At 63.8% G+C, this 15,992-nt stretch carries 13 protein-coding genes and 1 other RNA gene; 5 read left to right on the forward strand and 9 right to left on the reverse strand.

Going from position 1 to position 15,992, the window contains the following annotated elements; genetic code table 11:
• Window positions 1-347: 347 nt before the first annotated feature.
• Window positions 348-1,763, forward strand: coding sequence for an FAD-binding oxidoreductase (locus tag ACFFP0_RS00005; RefSeq protein ID WP_377254191.1), 1,416 nt, complete (start codon window positions 348-350; stop codon window positions 1,761-1,763).
• Window positions 1,764-1,835: 72 nt separating this feature from the next.
• On the forward strand, window positions 1,836-5,528 hold the full coding sequence (locus ACFFP0_RS00010) for an AsmA family protein (protein ID WP_377254194.1): 3,693 nt from the start codon (window positions 1,836-1,838) through the stop codon (window positions 5,526-5,528).
• A 58-nt stretch (window positions 5,529-5,586) separates the two neighbouring features.
• Here ACFFP0_RS00010 and ACFFP0_RS00015 read toward each other — a convergent pair whose 3' ends face one another.
• From ACFFP0_RS00015 to ssrA, 5 genes are all read right to left on the reverse strand, one after another.
• Window positions 5,587-5,925, reverse strand: coding sequence for a hypothetical protein (locus ACFFP0_RS00015; RefSeq protein ID WP_377254197.1), 339 nt, complete (start codon window positions 5,923-5,925; stop codon window positions 5,587-5,589).
• Between the two features lie 74 nt (window positions 5,926-5,999).
• The gene (locus ACFFP0_RS00020) at window positions 6,000-6,236 is read right to left on the reverse strand and encodes a ribbon-helix-helix domain-containing protein (protein WP_377254200.1); all 237 of its coding nucleotides are present in this window, start codon (window positions 6,234-6,236) and stop codon (window positions 6,000-6,002) included.
• Window positions 6,237-6,350: 114 nt separating this feature from the next.
• Window positions 6,351-6,545 carry a DUF4169 family protein gene (locus tag ACFFP0_RS00025; protein ID WP_377254203.1) on the reverse strand — a complete coding sequence of 65 codons (195 nt, stop codon included), beginning with the start codon at window positions 6,543-6,545 and terminating at the stop codon, window positions 6,351-6,353.
• Window positions 6,546-6,564: 19 nt separating this feature from the next.
• Window positions 6,565-7,077: an SspB family protein gene (locus ACFFP0_RS00030; protein ID WP_377254554.1), complete on the reverse strand. Its 513-nt coding sequence runs from the start codon at window positions 7,075-7,077 to the stop codon at window positions 6,565-6,567.
• A gap of 118 nt (window positions 7,078-7,195) precedes the next feature.
• Window positions 7,196-7,566, reverse strand: a transfer-messenger RNA (tmRNA) gene (gene ssrA, locus ACFFP0_RS00035).
• An 85-nt stretch (window positions 7,567-7,651) separates the two neighbouring features.
• On the opposite strand from ssrA, the gene ACFFP0_RS00040 reads away from it, so the two are divergent.
• Together ACFFP0_RS00040 and thyA are read left to right on the forward strand one after the other, a co-directional pair.
• Window positions 7,652-7,960: a DUF2853 family protein gene (locus tag ACFFP0_RS00040; protein ID WP_377254206.1), complete on the forward strand. Its 309-nt coding sequence runs from the start codon at window positions 7,652-7,654 to the stop codon at window positions 7,958-7,960.
• A 281-nt stretch (window positions 7,961-8,241) separates the two neighbouring features.
• Window positions 8,242-9,159 carry a thymidylate synthase gene (gene thyA / locus ACFFP0_RS00045; RefSeq protein ID WP_377254209.1) on the forward strand — a complete coding sequence of 306 codons (918 nt, stop codon included), beginning with the start codon at window positions 8,242-8,244 and terminating at the stop codon, window positions 9,157-9,159.
• A 76-nt stretch (window positions 9,160-9,235) separates the two neighbouring features.
• Here the strand turns inward: thyA and ACFFP0_RS00050 are convergent, their stop codons facing one another.
• The 4 genes from ACFFP0_RS00050 to ACFFP0_RS00065 form a co-directional block, all read right to left on the reverse strand.
• A complete protein-coding gene (locus ACFFP0_RS00050) occupies window positions 9,236-10,348 on the reverse strand; it encodes an ABC transporter permease (protein ID WP_377254212.1) in 1,113 nt (370 codons plus the stop codon).
• A gap of 3 nt (window positions 10,349-10,351) precedes the next feature.
• The gene (gene rbbA / locus ACFFP0_RS00055) at window positions 10,352-13,096 is read right to left on the reverse strand and encodes a ribosome-associated ATPase/putative transporter RbbA (RefSeq protein ID WP_377254215.1); all 2,745 of its coding nucleotides are present in this window, start codon (window positions 13,094-13,096) and stop codon (window positions 10,352-10,354) included.
• Between the two features lie 13 nt (window positions 13,097-13,109).
• Window positions 13,110-14,180 carry an HlyD family secretion protein gene (locus ACFFP0_RS00060; RefSeq protein WP_377254218.1) on the reverse strand — a complete coding sequence of 357 codons (1,071 nt, stop codon included), beginning with the start codon at window positions 14,178-14,180 and terminating at the stop codon, window positions 13,110-13,112.
• Between the two features lie 259 nt (window positions 14,181-14,439).
• Window positions 14,440-14,931 (reverse strand): NUDIX hydrolase, encoded by a 492-nt coding sequence (locus ACFFP0_RS00065; RefSeq protein ID WP_377254221.1) that lies wholly within the window; start codon window positions 14,929-14,931, stop codon window positions 14,440-14,442.
• A 158-nt stretch (window positions 14,932-15,089) separates the two neighbouring features.
• Here ACFFP0_RS00065 and ACFFP0_RS00070 point away from each other — a divergent pair, with 158 nt between their 5' ends.
• Window positions 15,090-15,920, forward strand: a complete 831-nt coding sequence (locus ACFFP0_RS00070) for a universal stress protein (protein WP_377254224.1) — start codon at window positions 15,090-15,092, stop codon at window positions 15,918-15,920.
• Window positions 15,921-15,992: the final 72 nt, after the last annotated feature.

Here is a 15,992-nt window from a genome sequence, read left to right on the forward strand (position 1 = left end):
CCGTGGCACCGTAAGTCTGAGGGCGTGCATGCCACCCTCCGGTCAGGAGGGACACGCCACCGTTCCCACAAACCCCGTCATCGCAGAGGGACCGCAGTCGCGGGCACAAACCGCCGAACGGGGCGCTGGGAGGTGTCACCCAAACTAATACTTACGAGGCAGCTTTCAGCGCCCCGTCCGATCCTCGGAATATCCCCGATGCCGGGCGAGGACGGCGAAAAGAAACCGAAGATCGCCAAGGGAGTAGTCCGTTCCGGTATTGGCCCCGAAGGACACATCGTTATTTCTGGACAAAGGCCGACCCGTCGCCTAACCAATCCCCTTGAAATCATGCAGGAGTGTTGATCATGGCGGTCAGGGACGTGAAAGCGGGTCTTCGCAACGAGGAAGGCATCGGGACGGTTCTCGGCATCCTGAAACAGTCCTTCGGGGAACGGTTCCAGACGGGCCATTCCTTCCGCGAGCAGCATGCGCACACCACCACCTACCTGCCGTCGCAGCTTCCGGACGGCGTCGTCTTCGTTGAAAGCGCGGATGACGTGAAGGTGGTCGTCAAAGCCTGCGCGGCGCATCGCGTGCCGGTCATTCCCTTCGGCGTCGGATCTTCCCTCGAAGGGCAGGTCAATGCTCCTTCCGGCGGAATATCCATCGATTTCAGCCGGATGAACAAGGTGCTCCGCGTCAGCCCCGCAGACCTCGACGTGACGGTGGAGCCCGGCATCACCCGCGAGGAGCTGAACCGCGAGCTGCGCGACACGGGCCTCTTCTTTCCCATCGACCCCGGCGCGAACGCCACGATCGGCGGCATGACGGCGACCCGCGCCTCCGGCACCAACGCGGTGCGCTACGGCACGATGAAGGACAATGTCCTGTCTCTGACGGTCGTCACCGCCGACGGCGAGGAAATCCGCACCGCCCGGCGGGCGAAGAAGTCGTCGGCCGGTTACGATCTCACCCGGCTTTTCGTGGGTTCGGAAGGCACGCTCGGCGTCATCACCTCGATCACGCTCAAGCTTCAGGGCATTCCGGAAAAGATCGGCGGCGGCGTCTGCGCCTTCCCGACCGTCGAGGCCGCCTGCGATGCCGTCATCATGACCATCCAGATGGGCATTCCGGTCGCTCGTATCGAACTGCTCGACGACATGCAGATGCGCGCCTGCAACGCCTATTCGAAGCTCTCCTATCCGGAGAAGCCGACGCTTTTCCTGGAGTTCCACGGGACCGAGGAAACCGTTGCGCTGCAATCGCAGCAGTTTGCGGAGATCGCGGCCGAATGCGGCGGAGACGAATTCCGCTGGACGGCCGATGCGGAGGAGCGGTCGAAGCTCTGGAATGCGCGCCACAACGCCTATTGGGCGAGCCGGGCGCTCGCGCCGGAACTGGACGGGCTTTCCACCGACGTTTGCGTGCCGATTTCGCGGCTTGCCGAATGCGTTGCCGAAACCCAGGCCGATATCGTCGAACAGGGCCTGCTTGCGCCGATCGTCGGGCATGCGGGCGACGGCAATTTCCATGTGCTGGTGCTTTTCGACGGCAAGGACCCCGCATCCGTCGGGAAGGTGGAGGCCTTCATCGAGCGCCTCAACCGGCGGGCGCTCGCCATGGACGGCACCTGCACCGGCGAACACGGGATCGGCCAGGGCAAGATGGCGTTTCTCGAAGAAGAGCTGGAGGGCGCCGTGGACCTGATGCGCACGATCAAGAAGGGCTTCGATCCCGACGATATCTTCAATCCCGGCAAGATCTTCCGGAGCGGCGAATGAACTCTTCCCGCAAGCTTGACTTGCTTCATCGGCCGATCGAACTAGTCTTTTAGAGCAAAGGGAGAACCCGTAGTGCTCGGACGCATCCTGTTGGCGATCGGCGGATTGGTCGTGGTGGCGTTGTTCACGGCGCTGCTCGCCCCGTTCTTTGTCGACTGGTCGAGTTTCCGGGTCGGGTTCGAGGAGCAGGCAAGCCGCATTCTCGGCAAGAAGGTTTCCGTCCACGGCACTGTCGATGCCCGTATATTGCCGTTTCCCTCCGTCACGCTCCACGACGTGCGGGTGGGGACGGATGCGGACGGGCAGCCGCTGGTTCAGGTGGCGCAGTTTTCCATGGACATGGAGCTTGCGCCCTTCCTTTCCGGCGAGGCCCGCATCTTCGACATGCGGATCGAGCAGCCGAAGGCGCGCATCCGGGTGCTGAAGGACGGCACGCTGGACTGGATGCGCGGCAGCCATGCGGCCATCCCCGCCCGCACCGTGGTCATCGAGGACGTGCATGTCAGCGGCGGCGAGATCGACCTGATCGACGAACAATCCGGCCAGTCGCGGCGGATCACCGGACTGTCGGGCGATTTTTCCGCGGCCTCCCTCCGCGGCCCATGGCGGGGAGAGGGCAACGCCACGCTCGACGATTACGAGGCGCGTTTCAACCTTTCGAGCGGCGCGGCCGATGCGGATGCGAAGCGCATGCCGCTCAGGCTCAGGCTCTGGCCGGATGCGCAGCCGGTGGAGCTGAACCTCGACGGGGAACTGACGCTGGCCGACAACAGGCTGGCCTACAACGGCAATTTCTCGCTCGATATCCTGCAGGAGGAGGATGAGTCCGAGCCGGTCGAGGCGCCGCCGCCCGGGCCGCGGCTGAAGGGCGGTTTCGAGCTGACGAACGAGCGCATCCGCGTTCCCCAATACCGGCTGGAGATCGGCGCGACCGACAATCCCTATGTCGTGACCGGGGAGGCGACGCTCGATACCGGCGAAAAGCCGGAATTCCTGCTGACGGCCGACGGTCAGCAGATCGACGTGAACCGGCTGGGCGAGGGCGCGCATGCCAAGACGGGCCGCGATCCGGCTGCGTCGGCGCACCGGCGCATCAACAATTTCATCCACATGGCGGCCTCCATCCCGATCCCGCAGGTGCCGGGCCGGGCGAGCCTGAGACTGCCTGCGATCGTCGCCAACGACACGACCATTCGCGACATCAAGCTCGATATCCGACCCGCCGGGCGGGGCTGGACGGTCGACAACGTGGTGGCGACCCTGCCGGGCCGCACGCAGCTCGAAGCGAAGGGCAACCTGATCCTCCGCAACAATGCCTCCTTCGTCGGCGACATGCTGGTCGCGTCCAGCCAGCCGTCCGGCCTGGCGGACTGGTTGTCGGGGCGTGTCGCGCCGGAAATCCGCCAGCTTCGCTCCGCCGGATTTTCCGCAAGGGTCAACCTGACGCCGGACCTGCAGCGTTTCGACAATCTCGAGCTTGCGATCGGACCGGCGACGCTGAAGGGGCGGCTGGAGCGCCAGTCCTCCCAGGGGCGAGCCCCGGACCTTTCGGTGAGCCTGGGCGGCAATGAAATCGACATCGACGCGATGCGGGCGCTGGCTTCGCTGCTGACCGGGGACGATGCGGGCCAGGACGTGCTGGATCACCGGGTGGCCGCGGCCCTGAAGGCGGACCGGTTCACCGCCTTCGGCGTGGCCGCCGACAATGTCGATACGGCCTTCACCATGGCCGGCGGCGTGCTTTCGCTCGAACGGCTGACGGTCGGCAATATCGAAGGCGCCCGGATATCCGCGAAGGGCAAGGTCGAAGGTTCGCTGCTCTCCTATGCCGGCAGCGGCACCCTGAACCTCCGTTCTGCCGATCCTTCGGCGTTCCTCGCCATGTTGCGCGACCGGCTGCCGCCTCATCCGGCCCTGCAGCAGCTCGCGCGCAACGCGTCGTGGTTCGCCAACACGGACCTTTCCGCCGACCTGAGCGTGGGCGGAAAGACCCCCGGCATGGATGTCGTGCTGAAGGGCAAGGCGAATGGCAGCACCGTGAATGCCGACCTGAAGCTCCCGGGCCTGTTCGATCTCACCGGCAGCGACGACATGACGCTCAGCGCCTTGCTGGACAATGCCGATCCGAGGATTCTCCTGGGGCAGTCGGGACTTGATCCCCTGCCGTTCGACGGCGACGGCGCGGGCCGGCTTGCCATCGGCCTTGCGCAGAGCGCGGCGGGCAAGGCCAAGGCGGAGCTGTCGTTCCGGACCGACAAGACCTCACTGGAGGCAAGGGGCGACCTGAACATCCAGGGCAATGGTTTCGGCGAAGGCAGCGGCCATGTGACGCTGAAGAGCGCCGATCTCGAACCCTATCTGCTGATGAACGGCATCGGCCTGCCGCAATTCGGGACCGGCCTGCCGGTCGCGGTCGAAGCGGATGTCACCATGACGCCGGAGGCGATCAAGGTCGCGGCTCTTCGGGGAGCGGCGGCAGGCAACGGTTTCGACGGCGACCTTGCCATCGACCGGAGGGCGCCCGGCATGCCGGCGACGGGATCGCTGAACGTCGACGCCCTCGATCTCGCGTGGCTTGGGGAGGCGATCTTCGGTCCGGCGGACGATCCGCAGAGCGGCGCTTTCTCTTCCGGGCCTTTTTCCAGTCCGGTCTTCGCCGGCATGGATGCGTCTGTGGACGTCAGGGCGGGAGCGTTCCATGCCGGGGCTCTCGGCGACATAACGGATTTCTCCGGCAGGATCATCCATCGCAGCGGCGGCATCACCATCGAGAACGGCGGCGGCAGCTGGCGCGGTGGCCGGCTGGCCGGCCGGCTGATGATCGCCAATGGCGAAGGCGCCGGCCTCCTGCAGGCGCGGCTTTCGGCGGAAAACGCCGATCTCGGCTCGCTCGTCTGGAAGGCCGGGAACAAGCCCGTCGCGAGCGGCAGGCTGGATTTCGACCTTTCCGCCGAATCGACCGGCAAGACCGTCGCCGAACTGCTCGGCGGGGCCAGCGGCTCTGCCGAGCTGCGGATGAAGGGGCTGACGGTCGCAGGCCTCAACTCGGACGCGCTGAAGCCGCTGATGGCCGAGGTGGACAAGCTCGGGGGCGAGGTGAGGGAGGACAAGGTCCGCCCGATCGTCTCCCGGCTGGTGCATCAGGGCAGCGTCGGGATCGGCGATCTCACCATTCCCGCGACGATCACGGCGGGGGAGGTGCGCGCGCAGAACATCGCCGCGGCGGTCGGCACGACGAGGCTTTCGGGCGAGGGGCGTTTCGATCTTCTCGAAGACAGCATGACCGCCGGTCTCGCCATCACCTACGATGCCGGGGAGGAGGCGCTTGCCGGCGGCGATCCGACCATCCGGCTCGATTATTCGGGGGATGTCTTCGCGCCGGCCAAGCGCCTCGACATCGCCGCGATGACCAATTTCCTGTCGCAGCGGGCTTTCGAGCAGGAAAGGCGGCGGGTCGAAATGCTGCAGGCGAGCGTGCTGGAAAAGCAGCGCCTGCGCCGCGAGGTGGCGCTCTACAATTTCCAGGCGGTCGAGCGGCAGGCCGCGCGTGAAAAGGCCGAGGCCGAGGAGAAGGCGCGCCAGCAGGCAGCCGAGGCCGAACGCCAGCGGCAGGCGGCGGAGGCTGCTGCGCGCGCCGCAGAGGAAGAGCGCCAGAAGCAGATCGACCAATCGCCATTCATCGTGCCGCCGACCGACAGCGTGCTCCGCCAGAACCTGCCGGCCATCCCGTCGGGCAACATGCAGAACCTGCCGGGCGTCCGGTAGTGGGCCGGAAGATGCGCTAGTTTCAAAGGATTAGAGCGTCCTTGGTGCGCCCGGCGCTCTAGACCCAGGCCGTCCGGTCGCCGAATGGCGTGCTCTCGTCGAAATTCCTGGTGCCGATCTTGTCGCTTTCGCCTGAAAGCAGGGAGGCGGCCTGCGTGTCCTCGCCCTCGCCGGCCCGGCCGGACTTCAGCTTTTCAGCCGCCTTCAGCGCTTCGAGCTGCGCCTTGAGCGCGGCGATCTCGTCCTCGATCGCAGTCTTTTTCTGCTCGTCGGTTTCGTTCGCCAGCTCTTCCTGCTTGGCGGTGATCTGCGCTTCGATCCCGTCCAGCGTGGAGGCCGAACTGCTCGATGAGGACGAGATCAGTGTGGAGGCTGCGGAAGAAATGGCGTCGACCATGGAGAAGCCCTTTTGAGAGAATCACGAAATGAAAACTCAGGAAGGAACTATCCGGCCCGATCGTTTGAATATGGTTAACTCTTGCCGGAGGATTGCTGCCGGTGCGGTGTTTTGAGCCAGGTCAGCACATGAACGCGGAGTGCGGAGGACAGGTTGCTGCCTGCACCCCGCCGATCATCGATCTCGGCGATCAGGCTGGCGAGACTGATGCTGCGTTGGGCGGCGATCGCCTTCAGTTCGAGCCAGAATTCGTCTTCGAGGGAGAAACTGGTGCGATGACCGTGAAGCGTCGCGGAATGTTTGCGGATCACGAAACCTCCGGGACATTCGGGAAAAGTTGGGCTTATTCAAACCGTTAAGCCCCTGTCGTCAAGCGGGCTGCTGATTGCTCGGTTAAGCGGGCGTTAACGATGTGCCCCAAAGGTTCAATCGTCCCGCGGCGGCTTTTCCAGCCGGCCCTGATCAAGCGTCTTTTCCGCCTTTTCGTTCCGCGCCCTGGTCAGCGATTTCTCCGCCTTGGTCCGGCCGAAGGCAATGCGGTTCTGCTCCGCTTCCTTTTCCTTTTCGAGCCGCGCCTTGCCCTTGCGGAACTGGCGCAGGTTGACGATCTCGGCGCTCATGGCAGGCGGCGTCTCCGCGCTATTGCTTCTTTCGGAACGAATCGAGCGACACGACGGAACCGGGCTTCTTTTCTTCGTCGGTCTTGGGTTTCGCTTCGGTCTCCGCCGGCTTCGCAACCGCCTCGACGGGAATGGCGGTGATCTCGGCGGACGAATTATCGTCCTCGTCGGCGAGCGGCACCTCGAATTCGAGTTCGAAATTCACCGAGGGGTCATAGAAACCGCGGATGGAATTGAAGGGGATGACCAGCCGTTCCGGAGTGTCGGAGAAGGACAGGCCGACTTCGAACTGTACGTCGGTGATCTTGAGATCCCAGAACTGGTGCTGGATGACGATGGTCATCTGCTCGGGATACTTCGCCTTCAGGTGCTGCGATATGCGCACACCCGGCGCGCCGGTGAGGAAGGTGATGAAGAAATGATGATCGCCCGGCAGGCGGCCGGTGGCCGCGACTTCGGACAAAACCTTACGGATGACGCCGCGCAAGGCGTCCTGCGCCAGAATGTCGTAACGGATGTGATCCTGCCCCATACGGTCCTGTCTTTCCATTTCTCGTCTTTTAGTGAGACGTGTTATGCCATGCCGGCCCGGCGCGGGAAAGCCCGCCATTCTCCGAGTCAGATGCAATAATATTCGACTGAGGCGTGAAGGTGAAGGCTTCTGTTGCCAGGTGCCTTCGGACCCCGCCTTGAGGTGCTAACCCCAAGGACTTGAGAGCGGAATTCCCGCACCGCCATTAGGCAGCGAGAGCGTATTCCTTAGCGTTGTTGTCGTTTGCAACTACACTTTTTGACCCGATAACGGTGGTATCATGCCGAGCAAAAGTTCGATCTTTACACCCTTGTCGATCCTATTTCGCCCCCATCAAAAGCCGGTCATCCAGGACCGACCGGTTTTTGGTGGAGGCGCCGGGTACCGCCCCCGGGTCCAATAGGTTTATTGCACCGACCGTTTATTGCCATAGCCGGGCGGGTGCCCGGCAAGTGTCATATAGGCGTTTCCTGCGCCCGTGAAAAGGGGTTGCATAATATTCGAAATCGCTTCTACAACTGGTCCTGTTCGATGTTCCCGGGCGCGCGGACGCCTTTTACGAGAGGAGAGGGAAATGAGCGAATATTTCGATGACGTGAAGAAGTATGACAGCGCTGCCGACGAGGCGGTGGTGACCAAGATCGTCAAGCATCTTGGGATCGCTCTCCGCAACCGGGATTCGGCGAATGTCGCGGCGAGCGACGAAAAGGAACTGGACCGGGTGAAGACCAACTGGTGTGAAAAGAAGCTCGGCGTGACGGGCGAGGCTGCCGACAAGGCGGTCGCCGCCGTTGCCAAGGCCATGGCCGGCGACCGTTCTAAGTCGCGCGTGACATTCTATTATCTCGTCGCCAAGGAACTCGGCAAGCTCCAGACGCTCTGACGATCGGCGCATAGACCAAGATTGCAGCCTCGACCGGCGTCTGACAAAGCTCTTCGGTCGGGGCCGCCTGATGTGAGGTGTGGAGCGGCCATTTCGGGCGTTGGTTTCGGACGCGATTGGCTATACGATTCCGCCGAATCGGCGTGTCGTGGTCCGCATGCGCGGCGACATCGCCGTCCCGCCACCGGCAGCTGTTTTCATTGAGAAATTTCCGGAATCGGAAGCCGCCCCGGTGCGAACGGTTACGCGTCGGGCAGGTGAGCATCGCAGAGGACATCGCCTTGACGTTGAGACACCCGGAATACCAATACCTCGATGTGCTGGCTCATCTTCTGGAAAAGGGAGACAGAAGGATCGACCGCACGGGTGTCGGCACGCTCTCCACGTTCGGCGTCATGATGCGCTTCGATCTTTCCGACGGTTCCTTTCCCGTCTATTCGACGAAGAAGGTGTACTGGAAGACCGCCGTGAAGGAGATGCTCTGGTTCCTGACCGGGCAAACGAACATCCAGTCTCTCCTGCGCGAGAACGTCCGCATCTGGACGGACTGGCCGCTTGCAGCATACCGGAAGGCGACCGGTTCGGATATTTCCCAGAAGGAATTCGAGGACAGGATTCTGGCTGACGATGCGTTCGCAAGGGAATGGGGTGACCTCGGCCCTGTCTACGGAAAGCAGTGGCGGCGCTGGAAAGGGGCTGACGGCAGGGAATATGACCAGATAGCGGATGTCATCGAGACGCTGCGGAGGAATCCGTCAAGCCGGCGCATGCTGTTTCACGCCTGGAACGTCCCGGAACTCGACCAGATGGCATTGCACCCATGCCATATGACCTATCAGTTCCATGTTTCCAATATCGGCGAGGGGCGGCAGTCGAAGGTCTCCATGCTTGTCCTGCAGCGCTCGAGCGACATGGGGCTTGGCAATCCCTTCAACGTCTGCCAGCAGGCGGCGTTGCTGGCCATGGTCGCCCAGCAGGTGGACATGGTCCCCGGCGAGCTCGTCTGGGTCGGCGGCGACGTTCATCTCTATCTCGATCATCAGGATCTCGCGAAGACCGTGCTTGAGCGGGAGCCCAGGCCGTTTCCGAAGCTGCGGCTGCTTCGCCGGCCGGAGAGCATCGACGGTTATACGATCGATGATTTCGAGGTCACCGGTTACGATCCGCATCCCGCCATCGAGGCTCCGGTCGCGGTTTGAGAACGATGATACCGGGACGCGGGCGGAGCCGACGTGCTTCCGGTCCTTCCCGGTTTTCCATCGGGCCGGCCGCCGCTCATTTGAGCGATCGGCGAAAACCGCGCAACGAGAATATGAAGAAGATCATCGCAATGCCGGTGAGCCAGAAGAGCTGCGGCCAGACGACGGAAAGGCCGGCGCCGCGATAGAGGATCGCCTGCGCCATGAGGATGAAGTGGGTGTTCGGCGCGGCAAGCATGATCGTCTGAATGATCTCCGGCATGCTTTCGCGGGGCGTCGTCGCGCCTGAGAGGATTTGCAGCGGCAGGAGGACGAGCATCAGGAGCAGTCCGAACTGCGGCATCGATCCGGCGAGCGTCGCCAGCGCAATTCCCATGGCGGTGGTGGCGAGAAGATGCAGCGCCGCTCCCACCATGAAAAGCGTCAGCGATCCCTCTATGGGGACGTGCAGCATGCCCTGCACGACGATCACGAGCGAAAGCAGCGTGGCGCAGAAGACGATCAGGCCCATCGACCAGACCTTGGACAGCATGATTTCCAGCGGGGTCACCGGCATCACCAGCAGGTGTTCCACCGTGCCGTGCTCCCGTTCGCGGATGAGGGCGGTGCCGGTCAGGATGATCGACAGCATGGTGACGTTGTTGATGACGTTCATCACCGACGCGAACCACATCTGGTTGAGTTCGGGGTTGAAACGCGAGCGGAGCGCCAGTTCCACGTCCGGCGTCCGGGTGGCGGTATTGGCGCGAACGAAATCCGACACTTCGGTGGTCACGATGCTCTGCACGTAGCCGGAGCCCGAAAAGGCCTGGGTCATGCGGGTGGCGTCGACATTGAGCTGGATGACGGGCGCCTTGCCGGCGATCAGGTCGCTCTGGAAGTTCGGAGGGATATCGAGCGCGAAGGTGTCCGCGCCGGCATCCATGCGTTCATCCATCTCGTTTGCCGTGATCATCGACGGCTGGTTGAAGTAGGGCGTCAGGAAGGAATCCCCGATGCGCCGCGAGAGCGGCGAATTGTCTTCGTCGACGATTGCAATCGCCGCGTTGTTCAGCGTCTCCGGAACGGCCCTGGCCTCGGTGTAGACGGCGATGGTGAAGGCGTAGACGATGAGCCCGACGAGGATGGGATCGCGCACCAGACCGCGCAGTTCCTTGACCCCGAGATGAAATATGGTTCCTGGGCGCATCGGTCACTTCGCCTGTTTCTTGAGGAAGACGGTCGCCGCCGCGATGAGCAGCGGTCCCGCGAGAAGCAGCGGCAGGAAGGCGTCACCGAGGTTTTCAAAGGCCAGTCCCTTCGAAAAGGTGCCGCGCGCGATGATGTTGAAATAGGTCGTGGGATAGATCTGGCCGATCCAGGCTCCGAAGCCCTGCAGCGACGAAACGGGGTCGATCATGCCCGAAAACTGCACCGCGGGGATGATGGTCATCAGCGTGGTCCCGAAGATCGCCGCGATCTGGCTCGATATGAAACTGGAGACCAGCAGGCCGAAAGCGGTCGAGAACGCCACATACAGGAAAGCGGCGAGGGCGAATGTCATCAGGCTGCCTGTAAAGGGAACCCGGAAGACGAGGATGGCAAACAGCCAGAGCAGCACCGCGTTGGCCATGCCGAGCGCCAGGTAGGGGGCCTGCTTGCCGAGCAGGAATTCGAGCTTGGTGACGGGCGTCACGTAGAAGTTGACGATGGAGCCGAGCTCCTTTTCTCGGACGACCGAAAGGGCGGCAAGCATGGCCGGGATCAGCAGCAGCAGGAGCGGGATGACGGCCGGCACCATGGCAACCAGGCTTTCGATTCCCGGATTGTAGCGAAAGCGTGTCTCGATGGAGAACGGGGAGGCTGCGGCGTCGCCATATATCTCGCGCGCATGCCGGGCAATCCAGCCGGCATGCATGCCCTGGACATAGCCGCGGGTGGTTTCGGCCCGCTGCGGCATGGCGCCGTCGATCCATGCGCCGACCTCCACGTCGTTGCCGCGGGCGACGTGTTCGGCGAAGCCCGGCGGTATTTCGATGGCAAGCTTCAGCGATCCGTTGCGCATGCGCCTGTCGAGATCGTTGTAGTCTTCGAGAGGCGGCTGCTCGACGAAGTATCGGGACCCGGCTATGTCGGCGACATAGTCGCGGCTGGTGACCGTGTCGTCGCGGTCGAGAACCGCGAATGTCAGGTTCTCGACATCCATGTTGATGCCGTAGCCGATGACGAACATCAGGATGACGCTGCCGATCAGGGCAAGCGTGGCGCGGATCGGATCGCGGCGCAGTTCCAGCGCCTCCCGGCGGCTGAAGCTCCAGACGCGGCGCAGATCGAAAAGGCGCCAATGACGGCTGGCCGCGAAGTCGGGCGCGGCGGCAGGTTCTTCCTGTTGCGGGGCGGGGACGGCCGCCGGTTCGCTGATCGCGTCTTCGAGGTAGCCGATGAAGGCTTCCTCAAGCGTCGCCGCCTTGCGGCTGTCGCGGATCGCGGCCGGTGTGTCGCTCACCAGCACCTTGCCGGCATGCATCAGCGATATGCGGTCGCAACGTTCCGCCTCGTTCATGAAGTGCGTGGAGATGAAGATCGTCACCTGATCCTTTCGGGAGAGTTCGATCAGCATTTCCCAGAGCTGGTCCCTGGCGACCGGGTCGACGCCGGATGTCGGCTCGTCGAGGATCAGCACTTCCGGCGAATGGACGACCGCCACGGCAAGCGACAGCCGCTGGCGGATGCCGAGCGGCAGGGCGTCGGGCAGCGAATCCATCACGTCGAGCAGCTGGAAGCGACGGCCCATTTCCTCGATCCGGGCCGGGATCGTTTCCGGCGGCAGGCGGAACAGGCGGGCATGCAGGTCGAGGTTCTGCCGGACCGTAAGCTCCGTATAGAGCGAGAAAGCCTGCGACATGTAGCCGACGCGCCTGCGGATATCCATGTCGCGCGGGTCGACTTCCTTGCCGAAAAGCCTGGCGGTGCCGCTGCTTGCGGGCAGAAGGCCGGTCAGCATCTTCATCGTCGTGGTCTTGCCGCAGCCGTTGGAGCCGAGGAAGCCGAAGATCTCGCCGCGGCGAATCCGGAAGCTGACATCGTCGACGGCGGTGAAATCGCCGAAGCGCATGGTGAGGTCTTCCGCCTCGATGGCGAAATCCGATTCGCTGAAGGTGGGCGGCGGAAGTTCCACGGCATGGTGGGCGGCCCGCTTCTCTTCCGGCATCAGCGCGATGAAAGCATCGTCCAGCGTATCCGTGCCCGTATGGGCAAGCATTTCGCCGGGCGTGCCGGTTGCGAGCACCTTTCCGGCATCCATGGCGGCGAGCCAGTCGAAACGCGCGGCTTCCTCCATGTATGCCGTGGCGACCATGACGCTGAGCTGCGGGCGCTCGGTCCTGATGTCGTCGATCAGGTTCCAGAACTGCCGGCGCGACAACGGATCGACGCCGGTCGTCGGTTCGTCGAGGATGAGCAGGTCGGGATCGTGGAGAAGGGAGCAGCACAGGCTGAGCTTCTGCTTCATGCCGCCCGAAAGCTTGCCGGCCGGCCGGTCCTCGAAACCGTCGAGGCCGGTGCGCCGCAGAAGCGTGCGGATGCGGTATTCCCGCTCCTCCTTTCTCTGTCCGAAAAGGCTTCCGAAGAAATCCGCGTTCTCGAATACCGACAGCGTCGGATAGAGGTTGCGGCCGAGCCCCTGCGGCATATAGGCGATTGCCGGGCAGACACGGCTGCGGTGGCCGCTGCTGCCCATGTCGCCGCCGAGCACGAGGACATCGCCCTTCTGGATCACGCGGGCGCCTGCGACCAGCGAGAGCAGCGTCGACTTGCCGACGCCGTCAGGCCCGATGAAGCCGATCATCCGGCCTTCGGGAATGTCCAGCGACACGTCGTCGAGAGCGAGCCGCTTGCCGTAGGCGTGGGTCAGATCTTTCAATCTCGCGACATAGGCGGGTTCCGCCGCATCAACCATGGCAAGGTGCTCCTTATGGGGCCAGTGGTTGAGACAGGGCCGCGGGCCATTGAGCGTTGGGGTCGATCCTGACATAGGCGCGCCCCGGAAGCCCGGTCTTCACCTGCGCCACATATTTCTGCAGCAGCTCCCGCGGCACCTGCGCGCGCAGCCGGAACATCAGCTTCTGGCGCTCTTCCTCCGTTTCCACTGTCTTGGGCGTGAACTGGGCGATATCGGAGACGAAGGATATGCGGGCGGGAATGACATATTGGGGGGCCGCGTCGAGAACGATGCGTGCGTCCGAGCCGATCGCGGTGCGGCCCGCATCGGCGGTCGGCAGGAAGAAGGTCATGTAGACGTCGCTGATATCCAGCATGTTGAGGACGCGCCCGCCGGCGGCGACGACCTCGCCGGGCCTTGCGACCAGATATTGAATCCGGCCGCTGCGGGGCGCCTTCAGCTCCGAATCGCGCAGATCGGCTTCGATCCGGGCGATGGTCGCCTCCGCCGCCTCGACGGAGGCCTCCGCATCCACCACCTGGGAGTTGGCGGCGCCGATCGCGGCGTCCGTCGCGGCGAGCTTTGCCTTGGCGGCGGCGACGGTTGCCCGGGCGGTATCGACCCGGGCGCGATCATCGTCGAGGACCTGGTCGGACACCGTTCCGCTGCGCGAAAGCTGCTCGCTGCGTGTGAGCCTCTTCTGGGCGGACTGAAGCTCCGTTTCGGTCTGGGCCACGGTCGCCGCCGCCGATTCCTTCTCGGCCTGCCGCTGGGTGACGAGGCTGCGGGCCGTGTCGATGCCGATCTTCGCCCGGGCGAGCTGCGCTTCCGCCTCGCGCTTCTGGGCGGTGAGCTGCTCGATATCCATGCGGGCGAGGACCTGCCCGACTTCGACAAAATCGCCTTCCCTGACGAGGACATCCGTCAGGCGTCCCGCCGTGCGCGCGGCGATATCGATCTCGGCCGCTTCTATGCGTCCGTTGCCGCTGGCGATTCCCTGCATGGCCTGTTGTGCGTTATGATCCTGCACGTATTTCCAGCCCAGAGCGCCGGCGGCTACGACGACCGCGAGGACCGCGGCGATTTTTCCGGTGCGATTCAAGATGCGGCTCCATTTCGGAAGGGTTGCGATTGAGGTCGGGAACTTTGCAAGCGTGGCTGTCGATCTGCCAACATTGGTTCTGCGCTGTCCATCGCCGGCCCGCACTTGATTGCCCGGGGACGCGGCCGGCAACATTGACAAGGATCAAGATCGCCTTCGAAACCAGCAATGCCGAAAAGATGCGCGAAGGCAAGCTGCGGTCGTGGTCGGGCGGCGGCCGGAAGGAGCGGCTCTTTGCCCCATGCGGGGAGGGAAGGCATCACGCTCCTCCGCTTTTTTCCGCGCGCCTGTCCATGCGTTCCCCGAAAGCGGTCAGGATCGGCTCCTGTCCCTTCAGTATCTTCCGCCTTGCCTCGTCGAGCCCGAACCATCCGGCACGGTCGACCTCCGGAAACTGCTGCAGGCGCCCGGAACGAGGCGGCCATTCGAGCGGGAACGTGTTGCTGACCATGTGGTCCGGATCGATCGGAGGATTTGCCTCGACCGACCAGACCAGCACCCTTTTGCCGCCGGGTTGCCGGTATTCGCCCAGCCATTCGAACTGCCCTTCGACGGTCGTGCCGATTTCCTCCGCTGTTTCCCGGATGGCGGCCGCAAACTCGTCCTCACCTTCCTCCATCAGCCCCTTCGGAACAGACCATGCTCCTTCGTCCTTGCGCGCCCAGAACGGGCCGCCCGGATGCACCAGAAGCACTTCGGGCCCTTCGGCCGGATGCCTGAATATCAAAAGACCCGCGCTGCGCTTCGGCATGACGATCCATCCCCTGGCCCTCAGGCCTGCTCGAACCGGCCGGGGCGCGCTGACGATTCGCGCTTCCGGCATTTGACGAAGATCATCGTTGCCGGTCCGCCGCCTGACTAGGCTGCAATTCATCGGGTCAATCAAGACCGATATAGAGGAGACATGTCATGTCGTTCAAAACAGTGCTGGCGGTCGTCGGTGCGACCGATGCCGCCGCCGACATCAGCAAGGCTGCCGAGCTTGCCCTGGAGCTCGACGCGCATCTTTCCCTCGTCGCGGCGGGGCTTGCCCTGCCACCGACCGTGGGGGAGTTCCCGACCGGAACCGCATGGCTCGACCAGCGATACGAAGACATCAAGGTGCTGGACGACGTGCAGAAGCAGGCGGAGACGGTTTGCCGCGCGAACGGGCTCTCCTTCGAGATCGGGCAGATTTACGCGGAAAGCGTCTTCCTCGCCGGCGAAATCCTGCAGCGGGCGCTTTATGCGGACGTGATCGTCGTTTCTGACGGCGTGAGGGGCGACCGGGAACTGACCCGGGCGATCGTGGACGGCGGCGTTCTCGATGCCCACAGGCCGTTCCTGCTCGTTCCGAAAGAGCGCAGGGCGACCTTCAAGCCGAAGACGGTCCTGCTTGCATGGAATTCCCGGACGGAGGCGGCGCGGGCCGCCCGCGAAGCGCTCGGCATGCTGGTATCCGCCGATGCCGTCCATGTCGTGCTGGTCGATCCGGACACCAGCTACTGGCGCAACGGCGGCGAGCCGGGGGCAGATGCGGCCACCTATCTTTCGCGCCACGGCGTCAAGACCGTCGTCGAGCAGCTTGCAAGCGGTGGCAGGCCGGTCGAGCAGGTCCTGGAGCAGCATGCGCTGGATATCAATGCCGACCTGATCGTCATGGGCGCCTATGGCCATTCGCGACTGCGGCAGCGGATTTTCGGCGGGGTTACGGCTTCGATGCTGAAGGATGGCAGGTTCCCGGTCTTCCTGGCGCGATAAGGATCAGGGATCAAGGCAGACCGCCCGGCTTCACGAACGGAGCCGGGCGGTTTTTCATTGGCGGCATGGCAG

Source organism: Neorhizobium puerariae, assembly GCF_042429745.1.
GTDB classification, from domain to species: domain Bacteria; phylum Pseudomonadota; class Alphaproteobacteria; order Rhizobiales; family Rhizobiaceae; genus Neorhizobium; species Neorhizobium puerariae.

Bases quoted from the DNA above. Each gene is read 5' to 3' on its own strand.
- ACFFP0_RS00015 (WP_377254197.1), bottom strand. From the start codon at position 5,925: ATGGTCGACGCCATTTCTTCCGCAGCCTCCACACTGATCTCGTCCTCA.
- ACFFP0_RS00030 (WP_377254554.1), bottom strand. From the start codon at position 7,077: ATGGGGCAGGATCACATCCGTTACGACATTCTGGCGCAGGACGCCTTG.
- ACFFP0_RS00025 (WP_377254203.1), bottom strand. From the start codon at position 6,545: ATGAGCGCCGAGATCGTCAACCTGCGCCAGTTCCGCAAGGGCAAGGCG.
- ACFFP0_RS00070 (WP_377254224.1), top strand. From the start codon at position 15,090: ATGTCGTTCAAAACAGTGCTGGCGGTCGTCGGTGCGACCGATGCCGCC.
- rbbA (WP_377254215.1), bottom strand. From the start codon at position 13,096: ATGGTTGATGCGGCGGAACCCGCCTATGTCGCGAGATTGAAAGATCTG.
- ACFFP0_RS00050 (WP_377254212.1), bottom strand. From the start codon at position 10,348: ATGCGCCCAGGAACCATATTTCATCTCGGGGTCAAGGAACTGCGCGGT.
- ACFFP0_RS00005 (WP_377254191.1), top strand. From the start codon at position 348: ATGGCGGTCAGGGACGTGAAAGCGGGTCTTCGCAACGAGGAAGGCATC.
- ACFFP0_RS00065 (WP_377254221.1), bottom strand. From the start codon at position 14,931: ATGCCGAAGCGCAGCGCGGGTCTTTTGATATTCAGGCATCCGGCCGAA.
- ACFFP0_RS00040 (WP_377254206.1), top strand. From the start codon at position 7,652: ATGAGCGAATATTTCGATGACGTGAAGAAGTATGACAGCGCTGCCGAC.